Origin of the sequence: Arthrobacter sp. G.S.26, assembly GCF_050847375.1 — a bacterium.
GTDB lineage: Bacteria > Actinomycetota > Actinomycetes > Actinomycetales > Micrococcaceae > Arthrobacter.
In genome coordinates this window covers 1,099,450-1,116,201 of sequence record NZ_CP193752.1, presented here as the reverse complement: position 1 = coordinate 1,116,201, position 16,752 = coordinate 1,099,450, and the positions used below count along the sequence as shown (strand labels likewise).

The window sequence follows — 16,752 nt, the reverse complement described above, 5'->3', positions numbered from 1 at the left end:
GGCTACTTGTCGCAGCCCCAGCCGTCACCGTCCTTGTCCAGGTGCTTGCCGTAGCCGGGCTGGCTGCTGTGAATTGGAGCGGCTCCTGCCGCGCGCACCGCATCACAGTTCTTGTAGTTAGCCGCAGCAGGCGGCGCCACAACAACTGGCGGCGCAACAACGGCCGGCGGGGCCACAACTACGGGAGGCGCGGCGGGTGGGGCAACAACAACCAGTGCGCAACAGCCCCTACCGGCCCGCCGCGTAACCCTGCGCGCCGCGCGGGTTGGCGGCAGCACCCAGTACGCCGGAAGAGGGGTCCCGCGTCACCGCGGAAAGCCGGCCCAGCGCCCAGTCCCCCGCCCGGGTAATCACATGGCCCCGGGCAATAAGATCCGCAATCACGGACTCCCCCAGCCGGTCCTCCACCACGGCGCCGCCCGGTGTCCAGGTGCGCGGCCAGAAGGAGCCGGGGATCGACGTCGTATGGAACACCGGCGCGTCGATGGCCTGCTGCGGCGAGTACCCGCCCACAATGGTGCGCAGCAGATACAGCAGCTGCCACTGGTCCTGCTGGTCCCCGCCCGGCGAGCCGAGCGCCGTCGTCGGCTGCCCGTCCTGCAGGACAAGCGTGGGCGTCAGCGTGGTGCGCGGGCGTTTGCCCGGCGTGAGCGTGGACGGCGAACCGTCCTCCAGCCAGGTCATCTGCAACCGCGTTCCCAGGCAGAAGCCCAGCTCAGGAATGGTCGGCGAGGACTGCAGCCACCCGCCCGACGGCGTCGCCGACACCATGTTCCCCCACCGGTCCACCACATCGAGGTGGCAGGTGTCCCCGCGCGTCTCGCCGGTGGGCGCCACCGTCGGTTCACCCACGCCGGCGAACCCGGTGGAAGCGGCCGACGGCGGGAGGTACTCCGTGCGCAGCGGGGGCAGGAACGGTTCGTGGCCGGGGACGCTCCCGGGACGGAAATCGTGCGAGGCGCGTTCGCCGATCAGGGCCCGGCGTTCCGCCGTGTAGGCCGGGCTGAGCAGGTGGTCGAGGGGGACGCCGGTGTCCCCGTAATAGGCCTCACGGTCGGCGATGGCCAGCTTCTGCGTTTCCAGGATGGTGTGCACCCCGAGTGCCGTGGAGGGGTCCAGGTGCGCGTCGTCGAACCCATCAAGGATGGCCAGGGTCTGCAGCAGTGCCGGCCCCTGCCCCCACGGTCCGGTCTTGGCGATGGTGAGCCCGCGGAATTCGAACGTGGCGGCCGGTTCGTACCCCGCAGCACACGAGGCGAAGTCCGCCTCTGTGATGACGCCGGCGTGGTCCGTGCCGGAGGAATGCCGGTGCGGCGTGGCAAGGAAAGCCACCGCGGCCTGCGCCACAAACCCTTCGCGCCACTCATGCCGGGCGGCGTCGATCCGTTCCGCGCGGCTGCTTCCGCCCCCTGCGGCAATCAGCCGGTCCAGGACCGCCGCGTACGGCAGGTTCCGGACAATGTCCCCGCCCCGCGGAATCCGGCCGTCCGGCATCCACTGGGCTGCCGACGTCGGCCAGTGTTCGGCGAAAAGGTCCGCCACGGCGGCGATGGTGCTGCCCACGCGTTCCAGGACGGGGTGGCCGTCCCGGGCGTACCCGATGGCGAAGGCCAGCACGTCTGCCAATTCCCAGGTGCCGTGGTCGCGCAGCAGCAAGAGCCAGGCGTCGACGGCGATCGGCACCGCGGCGGCGAGCGCACCCGCGCCGGGCACCAGTTCAAGGCCCTCGGCCAGGTAATGCTCCCGCGTGGCAGCGGCCGGGGCAGGACCCTGGCCCATCAGCACCACGGGTTCGGAGGGGTTGGCGGCGGTGACAAACACGCCGGTCATGTCCCCGCCGGGCCCGTTCAGGTGCGGTTCCACAATGTGCAGGACAAAAGCGCCCGCCACGACGGCGTCAAAGGCGTTCCCACCGCGCTCCAGCACGGCCTGCGCCGACGCGGTGGCCAGCCAGTGCGTGGAGGCCGTCATCCCGAAGGTGCCCTGCAGGGTGGGCCGGGTGGTGAAACTGCTCGCGGGGGTAAAGGTCACGGAATCGCTTTCGGCAGGCGGCGGGTGTGCCTCGATCATAGGCAGCCCGCCGTGTTCCACCCGCCCTTGGCAGTCGCCAGATGACAAGCCACGCAGGCCACAGCCCTCCTAGGCCTTCTGCAGGGTGAAGATCCCGTACCGCATCGCACCGCAGCGGTAAGCCAGGATCATGCGGGGAATGCCGAGGACGGCTCCGCGGTTGCCTGCGCTCAAGGCGAGGCGGCGGGCTTCGCGGTCAACGAGGAGGGCTTTCACCAACCGGAGGGCGCAGATTGTCCAGGTGCGGGCAACGCGGCGGCTGACATCCTCGTAGCCGGTGACCGTGAAGCCCGCCGCCGTCGCCATGGCCTCGTAGTCCCCGCGGGTGCCCATCGAGGGCAGCCGGCCTTCGCGGCAGATGGGCTCCAGCAGGTGGCGGACCTTCAACCCGCCGGCGTTCGTTTCGGCCAGCCAGGCGCAGATGACGAAGCGGCCACCGGGCGACAGCACGCGGTGGGCCTCGGCGAAGAACCTGGGCTTATCGACCATGTGTTCGCTCGACTCGATAGCCCATGCGGCGTCGGCGGTGGCTCCGGCCAGCCCGTTGTCGAGCCAGTCCCGGACCCGGATTTCCACGTCGGGCACGGGCTGGCCGGCAGCGTAGCGCGCCTGCTCCTCTGACAGCGTGAAACCGGTGACACGGACCCCGTGCAGCACCGCGAGCCGCCTCGCCGTGGCGCCGTAGCCGCACCCGATGTCGACGCACGCCTGGCCGGGCGTGAGGCCCAGCCTGTCGCCAACCGTGTCCACCAGCGCCTCAACGGCCGCGCCGGCCGTCTCGCGGCCCGTCGCCCACAATCCGTGGTGGACATGCTCACCCCACACGCGGCGGTAGATGGGATCGAGCTCGTCGTAGTGCTCCGCCACAGCCTCGGCGCTCTGGGAAATATCGGGGACGATCACGCCCTGACCCTACAACGGCGCTCCGGCACGAAGGAAGGGTTTGGCCGACGCCGGCACCCGCCTCCCGCCGTCGTCCTGCGTGCCGTCCACCCGGCAAAACCGCAAGGTGGACCAGGAGGTTTGTCGCAACCATCGCCTAGAGGTCCAACAACGCCTCAGCGGGACCGGGCGCGTCCGCCCAGACGTGCCGTGACTTTCTGCGCAGCCGCGGCGCAGGATTCCCCGAGGGCGTGAAGGCGGTCCGTGGAAACCCGGAATCTTGGGGCAGGGATCAGGACGGCGGCCACAACGTCGCCGCGGTGATCGTAGACGGGCGCGGCCACGCCCACCTCGTCGATGGAAGTTTCTCCATAGTTAAGTGCCCAGCCGCGGCTGATGCCGTCCCTCAGCCGGACCATATAGGCATCCAGGCTGACGTCGTCGAGGCCGGGGTAAGAAATGGCGCCGCTGCGCAGGAGAGTTCGTACCCGGGCTTCGGGTTCGTTGGCAAGGAAGACCTGCACTGATGAACTCAGGGCGTCGCTGTAGCGTACGCCCAGCGGGGCGGTGTGTTTGATCTGCTGATGGCTGGCGATCTGCTCAACACAAATCGATTCGTCGCCGCTCCACATCATGAGGGCACTGGTTTCGCCGGTCTGCTCGGTGAGTTCGCGGAGCACGGGATAGGCGACGCGGCGCTCTTCCAATTCGGCCAGCAGGGGGCCGGCCACGGCAATGAGTCCGAGCCCCAGCCGGAAGCGGCGGGTTTCCTCGTCGCGCTCCACGAGGTGTTCCTGTTCGAACGTGGCCAGGATCCTGGAGACGGTGCTTTTGTGCAGGCCCACCCGGTTGGCGATTTCGGTGACGCCCAGGAGCGGCTCGTCTGCGGTGAAGGTGCGGAGGACGGCGATCGCGTTGACGATGACGGAAGCACCCTTGCTGTCGCCGTTGGCTGTGGTCTCGGATTCAGTTGCACTCATGGTGTTTCCCATCATTCCCTACAGTCGCCGGGAGCGGCGCCAGGGGCCTGGCGCCGCTTCCTCGTGTGCCGCTAAGGAAATGATCAGCCGCCGATGATGTTGTATTCGGGGCCAAACGGGAACTTGGTGATGTTCTCGGCACCGTCTTCCCCTACTACCAGGATGTCGTGTTCCCGGTAGCCGCCGGCGCCCGGCTGGCCGTCCAGGACGGTGATCATCGGTTCCATGGAAACCACCATGCCCGGTTCCAGGACGGTGTCGATGTCCTCGCGGAGCTCCAGTCCGGCTTCCCGGCCGTAGTAGTGGCTGAGGACGCCGAAGGAATGTCCATAGCCAAAGGTGCGGTTGGCCAGCAGGCCGTGTCCCACGTAGATCTCATTAAGCTCGGCGGCGATGTCCTTGCAGACAGCCCCTGGTTTGATAAGTTCCAGGCCGCGCTTGTGGACCTCGACGTTGATGTTCCACAGTTCCAGCGAGCGGGCATCTGGCTCACCGTAGAAGAGCGTCCGTTCCAGCGCGGTGTAGTAGCCGGAGGTCATGGGGAAGCAGTTCAGGGACAGGATGTCGTGTTGCTGGATCTTCCGCGTAGTGGCCCAGTTGTGGGCGCCGTCGGTGTTGATGCCCGACTGGAACCACACCCAGGTGTCGCGGATTTCGGAGTCGGGAAAGGTCCGGGCAATCTCGTGGACCATGGCTTCGGTGCCGATCAGGGCCACCTCGTATTCGGTGATTCCGGCCGTGATGGCGTTGCGGATGGCTTCGCCGCCAAGGTCGCCGATGCGGGCGCCGTGCTTGATGACCTCAATCTCTTCGGCAGACTTGATCATGCGCTGGCGCATGGCGGCCTGGGCCACATCCACCAGGGCTGCCCCGTCAAAGGCCGCCTGAATCTTGTTGCGGTTATCCAGCGGCAGCGAGTCATCCTCCACACCGAGGCGGCGCGGGCTGATCCCCCGGGTACGCAGGACCTCCTGGATGGCGAAGATGTAATTGTCGCGGCGCCAGTCGGTGTAGACCAGGTTGTCCCCGTAGCTGCGGCGCCAGGGCATACCGGCGTCGATGTTGGCGGTGACGGTGACGTTGTCGGCCTGGGTGACCACCATGGCGTACGACCGGCCGAAGGTGGTGAAGAGGAAGTCGGAGTAGTACTTGATGGAGTGGTAGCTGGTCAGGACGACGGCGTCCAGATCCTTCGCTGCCATGATCCGGCGCAGGCCGGCCAGGCGGCGTTCAAACTCGGCGTCGGAGAACGTCAGGCTGACCTTTTTGCCGTTCCGAAGGATCTTGGTGCGCTCCAGTTCAGCGACGGTGGTTGCGTTATCGGTGCTAACGGTCATGGTGATGCCTTTCTGCGGTGCTGTTCTTGGTGAGGAAAAGGGTGTGGAGCCGGGGCGGCTACTCGTGGCGCAGCGGTTCCCTGCACGTTTCGCGGGAGAGCGCGACGGCGACCAGGGAGATAATGGCCGCTGCGACCAGATACCAGGCGGGAGCGAGGTCGTTGCCCGTCGACGCGATCAGGAGCGTTGCCATGAACGGAGCGGTGCCGCCGAACAGGGCGTTGGACAGGTTGAAGCTGACCGCAAAGCCGCTGTAGCGGACGCGGGTGGGGAACATTTCGGCCAGGAAGCTGGGCAGCGTGCCGTCGTTAAGGGTGAGCATGGCGCCCAACAGGATCTGGACCAGGACGATGATGAGGAAGTTCCCTGTTCCCAGCAGCGCGAACGCGGGCACGGTCAGCAGGATGAACGTGATGGACGCGCTGATCAGCACTTTTTTGCGTCCGTAGCGATCTGACAGCATCCCGGTCAGGAAGATGAAGCCGATATAGGTAACGAGCGCAATGGTGGTGGCGAGGAATGATTCGGTGGCACCGAGGCCCAGCTCAGAGGACAGGTAGGTTGGCATGTAACTGAGGATCACGTAGAACCCGACGGCGTTGAGCAGCACGGCGCCGACGGCCTTGAGTAGCAGCCGCCAGTGGTTCCGGAACAACCCCGCCACCGGCGCTTTGATGGTTTCGTCCTCCGCTGCCAACTCACGGAAGACCGGGGTGTCTTCGAGCTTGGTCCGGATGTAGCGGCCAATCAGTCCCATCGGGGCGGCCAGCAGGAACGGCAGGCGCCAGCCCCAGCCGTGCATCGCCTCGGTGCTGAGCATGGTGGTCAGCAGACCCGCAATCAGGGAGCCGAAGAGAAGTCCGGCCGCGGTGCTCGCGGGAACCACTGCGGCGTACAGGCCGCGCTTGTTCGCGGGAGCGTACTCCACCAGGAAGGCCGAGGCCCCGGCGTATTCCCCGGAAGCGGAGAAGCCCTGAACAACGCGGATCATCAACAGAAGGACCGGCGCCCAGATGCCGATGGTGTCGTAACCCGGGATCAGGGCGATGCAGAAGGTTGCAGCGGACATGATCAGGATTGAAAGGGAGAGTGCGGTGCGTCGGCCCACTTTGTCCCCGATGTGGCCCCAGACGAAGCCGCCAAGCGGACGCACCAGGAACGAGATGGCAAAAAGGGCGAACGTCAGCAGGAGTCCCGTCTGGGGGTCCGACTCAGGGAAGAACACGGTGGCGATCGTGACGGCCAGGTATCCGTAGACGGCGTAGTCGAACCATTCAACAAAGTTGCCGATGAAGCTTGCCGCGACGACCCGGCGGCGCGTTTCCCTGCTGACGACGTTGTCAGCAAGGTGCAGCTGCTGGCCGCTCAGTGTGCTGCCTCCATGGGCGCGGTTATGCTCCGCACTCGCGATTCCTTGGAGAGGGGAGGATGAAGTCTCGTTACTCATTTGTCCACCAAGTTGTTTGGGGTTGCAATAAGCGCAACGCTGTTGCAATAGACTATGCGTGATGCGCGACACAGTCAATGCTTTTTCGAGTGCTTCCCACCGCGATTCCGCTCTATTTCACTGCCTCATTATGACGCATTGGCCAGGCTGCCGCCGTCGTCCCAGCTTTCACGAGGAACCAACGGCGAGCGCCGCGGTTGGTTCATTGGTTGCATTCAGCACAACAAAGTTGCTAAGAGGGCCCAATGCGAGTCCGACGCCGGGCGCCCGCGTCTCCACGAAGGATTCCCATGCGAGCCAGGACGGGAGGCCGCCGGAAACAGAACGCAAAAATCCCCGGCCGGGTTCTCCCGGCCGGGGATTTGCTGCGGTGCGTTCGGCGGAGGCGGATGTAAAGGTCCGCCCAGTGATTCCCCGCTTACTCCCCGCGGGCCGTGGCCAGATGACCTGCCGCGGCGATTTCCAGGTGCGTCAGGTCCGACGCCACGGTCACGAATGTGAAGCCCTCCGAGATCCGCTGGGCCGCCACCTCACCGCTGGGCGTGTGGATCGCCGCGATGACGTCGGCAGCTTCGGCCGCCTCCCGGATGGTCACCAGGGCGGCGTTGAAGACCTCCGCCACGTCCGGATCGTTCGGGAACTTCCCGCCCACGGCAAGGCATAGATCGGACGGGCCGATGTACACCCCGTCGATCCCGGGCACGGCGCAGATCTCCTTCACGTTCTCCAAGCCTTCGGGCGTCTCGATCATGGCCAGGCACAGCACGGTGGCATCGGCTTCAGCAGGCTTGGGACCGATCCGCAGCGCCGAGCGCATGGGACCGTAGGACCGCATGCCGTGCGGCGGGTACCGGACTGCCCTGACGGCGGCAGCGGCTTCAGCCGCGTTGTTGATCAGCGGCACGATCACCCCGGCGGCCCCGGCGTCGAGCGCCTGGCCAATGAACGCTGCGTTGTTCGAGGGCACCCTGACGATCCCCGCGGCCCCGGCTGCGTCGATCGCCATCAGGCCGTGCAGCCAGCCGGAGTAACCCATCAGGCCGTGCTGGGCGTCCAGGGCCACGTAGTCGTACCCCAGCCGCGCCACCCGCTCGGTGGATACCGGCGAGTCCAGCACCACCCAATATCCGACGACGGCCTGCTTGGCCCGGGCTTTTTCGGCAAATGCTGCGGCGCTCATGGCGGATTCCTCTTCAGTTTGGCGATTCAATGGTCAGCAGAAGGCTAGCGGTTGTACTTGGGCATGGGCCCGCGGATTTCAGCGGCCACCGCGTCGCACGCGGCCACCACATCGGCCGGCAGCGGACCCTTCGCGGCAGCCGCGATGTTGGCCTGCAGCTGCTCCACCTTGGACCCGCCCAACAAGACGGACCCTACCCCCGGCTTGCTGAGCAGCCACCGCAGGGACAGCTCCGGCAACGGCAGGCCCGCACCGTCGGCAATCCCGGCCAGCTGCCGCACCGCCTCAAAAAGCCGCGGGTCCCAGTACCGCTGGCGGTACATTTCGGCCAGCCGCGAGTTACCGAACCGGCCTTCAGCGGGCTCCTCCGAAAAGGTGTGCCTGCCCGTCAGCAACCCGCCGCCCAGCGGGTTGTAGACCATCGTCAGCAGTCCGGTGTGGTCCGCAAACTCCAGGTATTCTTCCTCCAGCCGGGTGGCCAGCAGGTTGTATAGCTGCTGCGCCACCACCGGGCGGACGACGCCGGCGGCATCGGCAACGGCGTTCAGCTCGCCGATCTGCCACGCGGCGAAGTTGGACACACCCCACGCGCCCACCTTGCCTTCGGTGATCAGGCGGCCGACGGCGGCAACCGTCTCAACGGGCGGCGCGGCACGGTCGGGCATGTGCAGGTAGAACAGGTCCAGCCTTTCGGTGGCGAGCCTCCGGAGGCTGCCCTCCGCCGAGAGGCGCAGGCCTTCCGCGGAGAGCGGTGAATGCTCCCCGGCGTCCGGGTGCGGCATGCCGGCCTTGGAGGCGAGGATGACGGCGTCGCGGTGGGCGGGAAGGAGCTTGGCCAGGATTTCCTCGGTGGTTCCCCCGGCGTACCCGTTGGCCGTATCAATCACGGTGATGCCGGCGTCGAGCGCTGTTTCCAGCATCCCCGCCGCGACCTCTTCGGACGCGGTGTCCCCGAACGTCATGGTGCCCAGCGCCAGCTGCGAGATGGGCAGCTCCAGTCCCGCCACGGTGGTTCCCTGCATCAGCTTGCTTCCTCCATCAGTACGGGTTCGCCCTGGGGCGCTACTTTGTTCAGGCGGGACACTACGTCCCGCGGTTTGCGGCCGGTCATGGTCAGCGGGTCCAGCGCGGCGGCCCGCAGCGCACGGGTATAGGGGTCGCGGGGCGTGGTGAGGACCTGTTCCGTTGGTCCCTGCTCCACAATCCTGCCCTTGGACATCACCAGGACGTGGCTGCTGCTTTCGCGCACCACACCCAGGTTGTGGCTGATCATCAGGTACGTCAGGCCGGTGGCTTGCTGGATGTCCGCCAGCAAATCAAGGACCTGCGCCTGGACGGAGACATCCAGGGCGCTGGTGGCTTCGTCGCACACCAGCAGCTCCGGTTTGGAGGCCAGCGCCCGGGCAATGCCGATGCGCTGCCGCTGCCCGCCGGAAAACTCTGCCGGCCGCCGGCCCAACGCCGAGGACGGCAGGCCCACCTGGTCGATCAGCTTGGCTGCCTCGGCCCGTCGTTCCTTCGCGGAGCGGATGCCCCGGAGGGTCAGCGGTTCGGCCACGATGTCCTCGGCCGTCAGGTGCGGGTCCAGGGATCCGTAGGGGTCCTGGAACACCATCTGTACCTTGGCGCGGAGGGGCCGCAGCTGGCGTGCCGGCATCCGGGCGATGTCCTGGCCGCTGAGCAGGATCTGGCCGGAGGTGGGAGTGAGCAGCCGGACGATTGCCTTGGCGATGGTGGACTTGCCGCAGCCCGACTCGCCCACAATCGCCACGGTGCTGCCCCGGGGCACGTCGAAGCTGACGTCGTCCACGGCCCGGAAGGTGCTGCGGTGCACGGCGTAGTCCACGGTGAGGTTCTTGACGGACAGCACCGGGTCCTTCGCGGGCAGCGTTCCGGCCGGGGTCTGCAGGGTGGCGCTCACGGGTGTGCTCCGTTCAAAGAGTTGGACGTGGCCGGGTTGAAGACCGGGGTATTGTGCTGCGGTTCCCCGTCCCAGTGCCCCAGCTTGGGCACCGCGGCCAGGAGCTTCTGCGTGTAGTCGGTCTGCGGGTGCTCCACAATCTGCTCCACTTCACCGCTTTCGACAAACTTTCCGTCCTTCATCACGTGGATCCGGTCCGAGACCAGCCGGGCCACGCCCAGGTCGTGGGTGATCATCAGGATGGCCACGGAGGTGCGCTCCTGCAGTTCCATCAACAGGTCCAGGATCCCGGCCTGCACGGTGACATCCAGGGCGCTGGTGGGTTCATCAGCCACCAGCAGCACCGGATCCACGGCGAGCGCCATGGCGATCAGGACGCGCTGGAGCATGCCGCCGGAGAGCTGGTGCGGGTACTTCTTCAGCTGCGCGTCCGGGCTGGGGATGCGGACCTGCTCCAGCAGCTCCAGGCAGCGCCGGTTCAGGTCGGCTTTGGACATGGCCCCTTTGCGGAGCACGGCCTCGCCCAACTGCCGGCCGATGGTGTGCACCGGGGACAGGGCCGTCATGGCGTCCTGCGGGATCAACGCCACGGACCGGCCGCGGAGTTTCGCGAATTTCTTCGGTTCGGTGACCACGTCCACGCCGTCCAGCATGGCGTGGCCGGAGATGACCGCGAGATCGTCCGGCAGGAGCCTCAGGAGGCCCATCGCCGTCGTACTCTTTCCCGATCCTGACTCACCGATGATGGTGACGGTCTGGCCGGCGTCGATGCTGAAGGAGACGCCGTCCACGGCGCGGATTACCCCGCCGGTGGTCATCAGTTCGATGGAAAGGTCGCGGACCTCGAGGACGCTCATGCTGTGGTTTCCTTCCGGCGGCGGACGCGGTCCCGGAGGCCATCCGCGAGCAGGTTGACCCCCACCACCAGGATGGCGATCACGGCGCCGGGCAGGGTGACGATCCACCAGGAGGTGGTGAGGAAGTCCTGGCCGTCGGAGATGATGCGGCCCCAGGTGGCGAACGGGCGCTGCGGCCCGGCGCCCAGGAAGCTCAGGGCGCTTTCCATCAGGACGGCGGTGGCCAGCAGCAGCAGGACCACCACGATCACCTGGTTGATGACGTTGGGGATGATGTGCTTCACCAGTGTGGTGAGCTGGGGCAGGCCCAGCACCTTGGCGGCCTGCACGTAGGGTTTTTCGCGTTCCACCAGGACCAGGGACCGGGTGAGGCGGGCGGGTTCGGGCCATTGGGCGATCGCGATCACAAACGTGATGACCGGGATGGACGGGCCAAAGAGGGCCACCACCAGCAGGAGCATCATGAGCAGTGGCAGCGAGAGCTGGGCTTCGATCAGGCGGGACACCACGGCGTCCACCCAGCCGCCGAAGAACCCTGCGAGGGCGCCGAGGACAACGCCCACGACGCCGGAAATCACCACGGCGAGTACGCCGATGGTCAGTGACACCTGGCCGCCGTGCAGGACGCGGGAGAGGATGTCCCGGCCCAGCTGGTCGGTGCCGAACAGGTGGCCGCCGCTGAGCGGGGGCAGGAAGCGGGACGTGATGTTCTGGGCATCGACGTCGGGCAACGGCAGGACCTGCGCCAGGACGATCGGCAGGACCACGATGGCGGTGAGGAACGCCCCCAGGACCATCTTCACCTTCGCCGAGCGTTCCCGGCGGGCCGCGGAGGAGCGCTTGAGCAGCTGCTTGGTGACCGCCGTCGGGCGTTTCATGGCCTGGGCGGCGAGCGGGATTTCGTTGATGGTGCTCATGCCACGGACACCTTTCCGAGCCGGACGCGGGGGTCCAGCAGCGGGTAGCAGAGATCGATCAGCAGCTGGACGCCGACGGCCAGGACGGACGTCACCAGCACTGTTGCCTGGATGAGGGGGTAGTCGCGGGTTTCGAGTGCCCGGACCACCAGGGAGCCGAGGCCCGGCCAGTTGAACACCACTTCCACCACCACCACGCCGTTGAGCATGCCGGCAAACCGGGTGCCCAGGGTGGTGAGGATAGGGATGGAGGAGTTGCGCATGGCGTAGGCCCAGGTGAGTTTCTGCTCGCCGGTGCCGCGGGCGCGGGCCACCGTCAGGTAGGGGGCGGCCAGGTTGGACCCCACCTCGCGGCGGACCATCCGGGACACCAGGGCGATCTGCAGGATGGCGATGGTGGCAACGGGCAGCACCACCCCGGACCAGCTGGTGAAGCCGGAGGACGGGAAGATGGGGAACACCACCGCGAACAGGGTCAGGAGCATGATGCCGATCCAGAAATCGGGCATCGACTGTCCGGCGATGGTGAGGACGTTGACGCCCAGCTCACGCTTGGTGTCGGCGCGCTTGGCCATCCAGACGCCCAGCGGGATGGCCACCACGATGGCCAGGAGGATGGCGAGGACCGCCAGGAAGATGGTGTTGGGCAGCCGGCCCAGCACCACGTCCAGGGCGGGTGCCTGGAAGGAGTATGACTTGCCGATGTTTCCGGCGGCCAGTTCCTTGAGGAAGATGCCGTATTGGGTGAAGAGGGGTTCATTGAGCCCCATGGAGGTCCGGATTTTTTCCAGGTCCCCGGTGGAGGCCAGCGGCCCGGCCAGGGCGTAGGCCGGGTCGCCGGGAGCCATGCGGATGAGCACAAAGACTGTGGACACGGTCAGGAAGATCGTGAGCAGGCTTTGGCTCAACCGTTTGGCGACGTATGTGAGCATGGGGCTAGCCGTTCACCTTGACTGTGGAGAGCTGGTACGAGTTGATGGGGCGGAGCTTGACGCCTTCCACCCGGGCGCGGCGGGCCAGGACGGCGTTGGGGATGAAGGCCCACATGCACGGCCACTTGGCCCAGATGTCCTTCTGGACCTGGGTGAGCAGTGCGGTGCTCTTGGCCTGGTCCGTCTCTGACGTGGCGGTGATGATTTTGCTGCTGATCTCGGGGAACACGAAGCCGTGGTACGTGTCACGGGTGGCTTCCTTCTCCGCCGTGCCGGCGTACATGCCCTGCAGGTTGGTCAGGGCCAGGCCGGTCTGGTTTCCATAGCCGTTGCCCAGGATGTCCCAGTCGCCGGCCTTGCCCTGCCGCCAGGAGGAGATGTCGCCGCCCGGCTCGAACTGCTGCAGCTCGGCCGTCACGCCGATTTCCTTCATCATTTCCACCAGGGCTTCCATGATGGAAACGTCGGCGGCGAATTCACCGGTTTCCCAGATCACCTTGACGGACAGGTTAGACACGCCCAGCCCGGCCAGCAGGGACTTGGCCTTGCCGGGATCGTAGGCGTATTCGCCGGTTTCCACGGCGCCGGCCAGGGTCTGCGGGACCACACCCTTGGCGGAGGTGACGGTGCCACCCAGGATGCCTTCCACTACGGACTTGCTGTCGAACCCGTAGGACAGGGCCTCGCGGACCTTGGGGTCCGACATGGGGCTGTCCGCCGGCTTGCGGAAGTTGTAGAACAGCTGGTTGTAGCGGGTTCCGGTGACCGATTCGATCTCGATGCCGTCCACGGATTTCAGCTGGGCCACCGAGTCCGGGGTGATGGAGTCGATCACGTCAACCTCGCCGGAACGCAGGGCCACCACGCGGCTGGACTCCTCGGACATAAACCGGACGTTGACTTCGCTGACGCTGGGCTTCTCGCCCCAGTAGTTCTCGTTGACCACCAGCTTGTAGGTGCCGGTGCCGCGGTCCGCGGAGGCCACCTTGTACGGGCCGGTGCCCACGCCGTCCTGCAGCTCTTCGGGCTTGTTGGCGGCGGCCGGGGTGATCAGGATGTTGGACATCAGCGTACTGAGCACCGGCAGCGGTGCCTTGGTGTCCAAAGTGAAGGTCAGCTCGTCCTTTTTCGTGACGGTGGGCCATTCCGGGAACTGCGGGGCCAGGAAGGAGCCGTTGACCTGGCTGTACATCTCCAGGGCCTTGGCCACATCCTCCACGGCCACGCTGGAGCCGTCCGAATACTTGATGTCGTTGCGGAGCTTGACCGTCCACTGTGTGGGGCTGGTCAGTTCAAAGGACTCGGCCAGGACGTTGCGGGGCTTGAGGTCATCGCCGATTTCCGTCAGGGCCTGGCGGACGGCCCGCTGGACGGTGACGGCGGCGTCGAACTGGTTGAGTTTGTTGTCCAGGCTGACCAGGGAGCGGTTCAGGCCCAGGGTCAGGGTGGTGGTACCGGTGGCTCCACCGCCCGGGGCGCTCGGCGCCACGCAGGCTGTGACGGCGGGAGCCAGCACTGCGCCTGCTCCGGCCAGGGCGCCCCACCGCAGGAGGGAACGCCGGGAGAGGGAACGCTGTGCCACTTCGCCGAGGAATCCGCTGCCGCCGGCAACGTTGTCGGATCGAGTCATCTTTGACCTCCAAGTAAGGGGCCGGCACCTGCCGGCCGAGGCGCTGCATCCTGGTGATACCTGCCCCGCTGGTGTTACTGCCATCACCATGCCACGATTGCGCAAAGCGCGCAATAGGGTTAGCGTGTTTTGTGCAGACCAGATAGTTTTCGGTATGCAGGATCCATAACGCCGATGCCAAAGGAGGCAGCAATGCTACGCATACTTGCCATTGCTGACGACCTTTCCGGCGCGGCCGAGACCGCTGCGGCGCTGCTGGGCGACTCTTCCCACTTGAGCGAATCCCGTGCGCAGAGTGCGCATTCCTTGCCCTTGAAGCAGGGAACGGACGACGGCGGCCCCCAGGTCCGCCTGCTCCCGCACGGTCCGGAAGACCTTGCCGCAGCCGTGGCCCGCCTGCCGTGGGCGGCCGCCACTTTGGTTCTGGACACGGACAACCGGGCGTTCCCGGCGGACGTCGCCGCTGACAGGCTCCGCTTGATCCTGGGGGCGCTGCCCTCCGGGGATGCCGCTCCCTTGGTCTTCCTGAAGCTCGATTCCCTGCTCCGCGGACCGGTGGCGCGGCAATTGGAAGTCCTGGCGGGGGGCGGCCCTGTCCTCCTGGCCCCCGCGCTGCCCGCAATGGGCCGCAGCACTGTCAACGGGATGGTGCACCATGGGGGTGTCCCGCTGCACCGGACCCCGCTCTGGGATGCCGAACCGACGGCGGCGCCCGAGTCTGTCGCCGCAGCCCTGGCTCCTCTGGACACCACCCTGATCAGCCTGCTGGCCGTCCGCTCCGGAACCCCGGCCCTGACCGCCCTGCTGATGGCGGCGACCGCCGGCCACCCCGCAGCCGTCATCGTCTGCGACGCGGAAACCACGGCGGACCTGGACCATATCGCCCGGGCCGCCCGCGGCACCCCGGGCCTGCGGCTTGCCGGCGCATCCGCGCTGGGCGCCGCCCTGGCCCGGACTGCAGGGCACGCACCCCGCCCGAGGGCCGCCGTCGTCCGCTCACCCAAAACCCGGCAAGACGCGAAGGCGCCGTTGCTGGTGGTGGGCTCGGCGTCAGGACCGGCGCGGGAGCAGCTCCACGTCCTGGCAGCGGGCGGCGTCCCCGTCATCACGTTTGCCCCGCAGGATCTCCTGGCCGGAAACCCGTCAACCGCCGCGCTGGAAACTGCCCTCCGGGCGGGTCCGGCAGCGGTCACGGTGGCGGCGGCCGACGTGGATCCGGTGGCGTCGGCCCGGATCGCCGGCGCGCTGGCCCGGACAGTTGCACCGTTCGCCAAAGACCGGCCGCTGATGCTGACCGGCGGCGAGACCGCGCGGCACGTGCTGGCTGCACTCGACGTCCAGCAACTCTTGGTGGTGGGCGAGATCGAACACGGCGCCGTCCTGTCCCGTACCCCGTGCGGGATGCCCGTGGTCACCCGGCCCGGAAGTTTCGGCAGCCGGGACAGCCTCCGCACAATCCTGGCCGCACTCGCCGGCTCCCCTGAACCTTCCGCGGCGGAGGATCCCTCCCCCGCCGCACTCCCCCTGCCGACGGCACCCCAGCCGTCCCTGCCCCCTGAAGGACACTTGATGAACAACACTGATTCTGCGGAACTGCCCTACGTGGCCGTCACCATGGGCGATGGCGCCGGGGTGGGACCCGAGGTGGTGGTGGCCGCCGTGCTGGATCCGCAGAGCAACGCCGAGTGCCGGCCCGTGGTGGTCGGGGACTCGCTGCGGCTGCGCCAGGCCGCCGAGGTGCTGGGCATTGAGGCGGACATCCAGGTGATCACGGACGTGGAGGACGCGGTGTTCAGCCCGGGCCGGGTGAACGTGATCGACCTGGCCCTGCTGCCGGAAGACCTGCCGTGGGGGCAGCTCTCCCCGGTGGCCGGGCATGCGGCGTACGAGTACATCCGGGTGGCCAGCGAGCTGGCGATGGCCGGGAAGGTGCAGGCCATCTGCACCGCGCCGCTGAATAAGGAGGCGCTGCACGCGGCCGGCCACATCTTCCCCGGGCACACCGAGCTGTTGGCGCAGCTGACGGGCACGGAGGAGGTGTCCATGATGCTCTCCACGCCCAAGATCAAGGTGATCCACGTGACCACGCACATCGGGCTGATGGATGCGGTCCGGAAGATCAACCCGGACCTGGTGGAGCGCACCATCCGGCGCGGGAACGAGGCACTGATCCGGGCCGGGATCCCCCACCCGAAGATCGGCGTGTGCGCCATCAATCCGCACGCCGGCGAGAACGGCTTGTTCGGGCAGGGCGAGGAAGCCGAGAAAATCGAGCCCGGTGTGAAGGCTGCGCAGGCATCCGGCATCAACGCCGTGGGCCCGCTGCCGGCGGATACCCTGTTCTTCCTGGCCGGCCGGGGCGATTACGACCTGGTGGTGGCCATGTACCACGACCAGGGTCACGGGCCGGTGAAGGTGCTGGGCATCGAGGCGGGCGTGAACATCACGGTGGGCCTGCCGGTGATCCGCACGTCTGTGGACCACGGCACCGCGTTCGACATCGCCGGCAAGGCCATCGCGGATCCGCGGTCCATGGTGGAGGCGCTGCACCAGGCGGCCGAGATGGCAACCCGGCCCGCCGTGGCCGTGTAGCAACCAT

Annotated in this window: 14 protein-coding genes; 1 reads left to right on the top strand and 13 read right to left on the bottom strand. The window is 67.2% G+C overall.

Translation table 11 applies throughout. The annotated features are described in order from the left end of the window. Window positions 1-2 precede the first annotated feature (2 nt). From ACRB8A_RS05170 to ACRB8A_RS05110, 13 genes are all read right to left on the bottom strand, one after another. Entirely contained in the window at window positions 3-140 is a 138-nt protein-coding gene (locus ACRB8A_RS05170) for an excalibur calcium-binding domain-containing protein (RefSeq protein WP_432246014.1), read from the bottom strand. Between the two features lie 88 nt (window positions 141-228). Next, window positions 229-2,031, bottom strand: coding sequence for a gamma-glutamyltransferase family protein (locus tag ACRB8A_RS05165; protein ID WP_432245763.1), 1,803 nt, complete (start codon window positions 2,029-2,031; stop codon window positions 229-231). A gap of 108 nt (window positions 2,032-2,139) precedes the next feature. Then, window positions 2,140-2,973: a class I SAM-dependent methyltransferase gene (locus ACRB8A_RS05160; RefSeq protein ID WP_285240877.1), complete on the bottom strand. Its 834-nt coding sequence runs from the start codon at window positions 2,971-2,973 to the stop codon at window positions 2,140-2,142. Between the two features lie 155 nt (window positions 2,974-3,128). Further along, complete coding sequence (locus ACRB8A_RS05155) at window positions 3,129-3,932, bottom strand: IclR family transcriptional regulator (RefSeq protein WP_056600649.1); 804 nt, start codon at window positions 3,930-3,932, stop codon at window positions 3,129-3,131. An 83-nt stretch (window positions 3,933-4,015) separates the two neighbouring features. Beyond that, a complete protein-coding gene (locus ACRB8A_RS05150; protein WP_432245762.1) occupies window positions 4,016-5,269 on the bottom strand; it encodes an aminopeptidase P family protein in 1,254 nt (417 codons plus the stop codon). Between the two features lie 58 nt (window positions 5,270-5,327). Continuing rightward, a complete protein-coding gene (locus ACRB8A_RS05145; protein WP_432245761.1) occupies window positions 5,328-6,716 on the bottom strand; it encodes an MFS transporter in 1,389 nt (462 codons plus the stop codon). Window positions 6,717-7,134: 418 nt separating this feature from the next. Continuing rightward, entirely contained in the window at window positions 7,135-7,896 is a 762-nt protein-coding gene (locus ACRB8A_RS05140; protein ID WP_285240873.1) for an HpcH/HpaI aldolase family protein, read from the bottom strand. A 44-nt stretch (window positions 7,897-7,940) separates the two neighbouring features. Beyond that, window positions 7,941-8,918: an aldo/keto reductase gene (locus ACRB8A_RS05135; RefSeq protein ID WP_432245760.1), complete on the bottom strand. Its 978-nt coding sequence runs from the start codon at window positions 8,916-8,918 to the stop codon at window positions 7,941-7,943. Beyond that, a complete protein-coding gene (locus ACRB8A_RS05130) occupies window positions 8,918-9,817 on the bottom strand; it encodes an ATP-binding cassette domain-containing protein (protein WP_432245759.1) in 900 nt (299 codons plus the stop codon). Before ACRB8A_RS05130 ends, ACRB8A_RS05135 begins: the two co-directional genes overlap by 1 nt. Next, window positions 9,814-10,674, bottom strand: a complete 861-nt coding sequence (locus tag ACRB8A_RS05125; RefSeq protein WP_432245758.1) for an ABC transporter ATP-binding protein — start codon at window positions 10,672-10,674, stop codon at window positions 9,814-9,816. The genes ACRB8A_RS05130 and ACRB8A_RS05125 overlap by 4 nt, the downstream gene beginning before the upstream one ends. Beyond that, window positions 10,671-11,591, bottom strand: coding sequence for an ABC transporter permease (locus ACRB8A_RS05120; protein WP_432245757.1), 921 nt, complete (start codon window positions 11,589-11,591; stop codon window positions 10,671-10,673). The genes ACRB8A_RS05125 and ACRB8A_RS05120 overlap by 4 nt, the downstream gene beginning before the upstream one ends. Next, complete coding sequence (locus tag ACRB8A_RS05115; RefSeq protein ID WP_050685394.1) at window positions 11,588-12,523, bottom strand: ABC transporter permease; 936 nt, start codon at window positions 12,521-12,523, stop codon at window positions 11,588-11,590. Before ACRB8A_RS05115 ends, ACRB8A_RS05120 begins: the two co-directional genes overlap by 4 nt. Before the next feature lie 4 nt (window positions 12,524-12,527). Beyond that, window positions 12,528-14,153, bottom strand: coding sequence for an ABC transporter substrate-binding protein (locus ACRB8A_RS05110; protein ID WP_432245756.1), 1,626 nt, complete (start codon window positions 14,151-14,153; stop codon window positions 12,528-12,530). A gap of 192 nt (window positions 14,154-14,345) precedes the next feature. On the opposite strand from ACRB8A_RS05110, the gene pdxA reads away from it, so the two are divergent. Then, the gene (gene pdxA, locus ACRB8A_RS05105) at window positions 14,346-16,745 is read left to right on the top strand and encodes a 4-hydroxythreonine-4-phosphate dehydrogenase PdxA (RefSeq protein WP_432245755.1); all 2,400 of its coding nucleotides are present in this window, start codon (window positions 14,346-14,348) and stop codon (window positions 16,743-16,745) included. Window positions 16,746-16,752 lie beyond the last annotated feature (7 nt).

Coding starts and splice junctions, on each gene's coding strand:
- ACRB8A_RS05135 (WP_432245760.1), bottom strand. CDS start 8,918: ATGCAGGGAACCACCGTGGCGGGACTGGAGCTGCCCATCTCGCAGCTG.
- ACRB8A_RS05125 (WP_432245758.1), bottom strand. CDS start 10,674: ATGAGCGTCCTCGAGGTCCGCGACCTTTCCATCGAACTGATGACCACC.
- ACRB8A_RS05150 (WP_432245762.1), bottom strand. CDS start 5,269: ATGACCGTTAGCACCGATAACGCAACCACCGTCGCTGAACTGGAGCGC.
- ACRB8A_RS05115 (WP_050685394.1), bottom strand. CDS start 12,523: ATGCTCACATACGTCGCCAAACGGTTGAGCCAAAGCCTGCTCACGATC.
- ACRB8A_RS05140 (WP_285240873.1), bottom strand. CDS start 7,896: ATGAGCGCCGCAGCATTTGCCGAAAAAGCCCGGGCCAAGCAGGCCGTC.
- ACRB8A_RS05155 (WP_056600649.1), bottom strand. CDS start 3,932: ATGAGTGCAACTGAATCCGAGACCACAGCCAACGGCGACAGCAAGGGT.
- pdxA (WP_432245755.1), top strand. CDS start 14,346: ATGCTACGCATACTTGCCATTGCTGACGACCTTTCCGGCGCGGCCGAG.
- ACRB8A_RS05110 (WP_432245756.1), bottom strand. CDS start 14,153: ATGACTCGATCCGACAACGTTGCCGGCGGCAGCGGATTCCTCGGCGAA.
- ACRB8A_RS05145 (WP_432245761.1), bottom strand. CDS start 6,716: ATGAGTAACGAGACTTCATCCTCCCCTCTCCAAGGAATCGCGAGTGCG.
- ACRB8A_RS05120 (WP_432245757.1), bottom strand. CDS start 11,591: ATGAGCACCATCAACGAAATCCCGCTCGCCGCCCAGGCCATGAAACGC.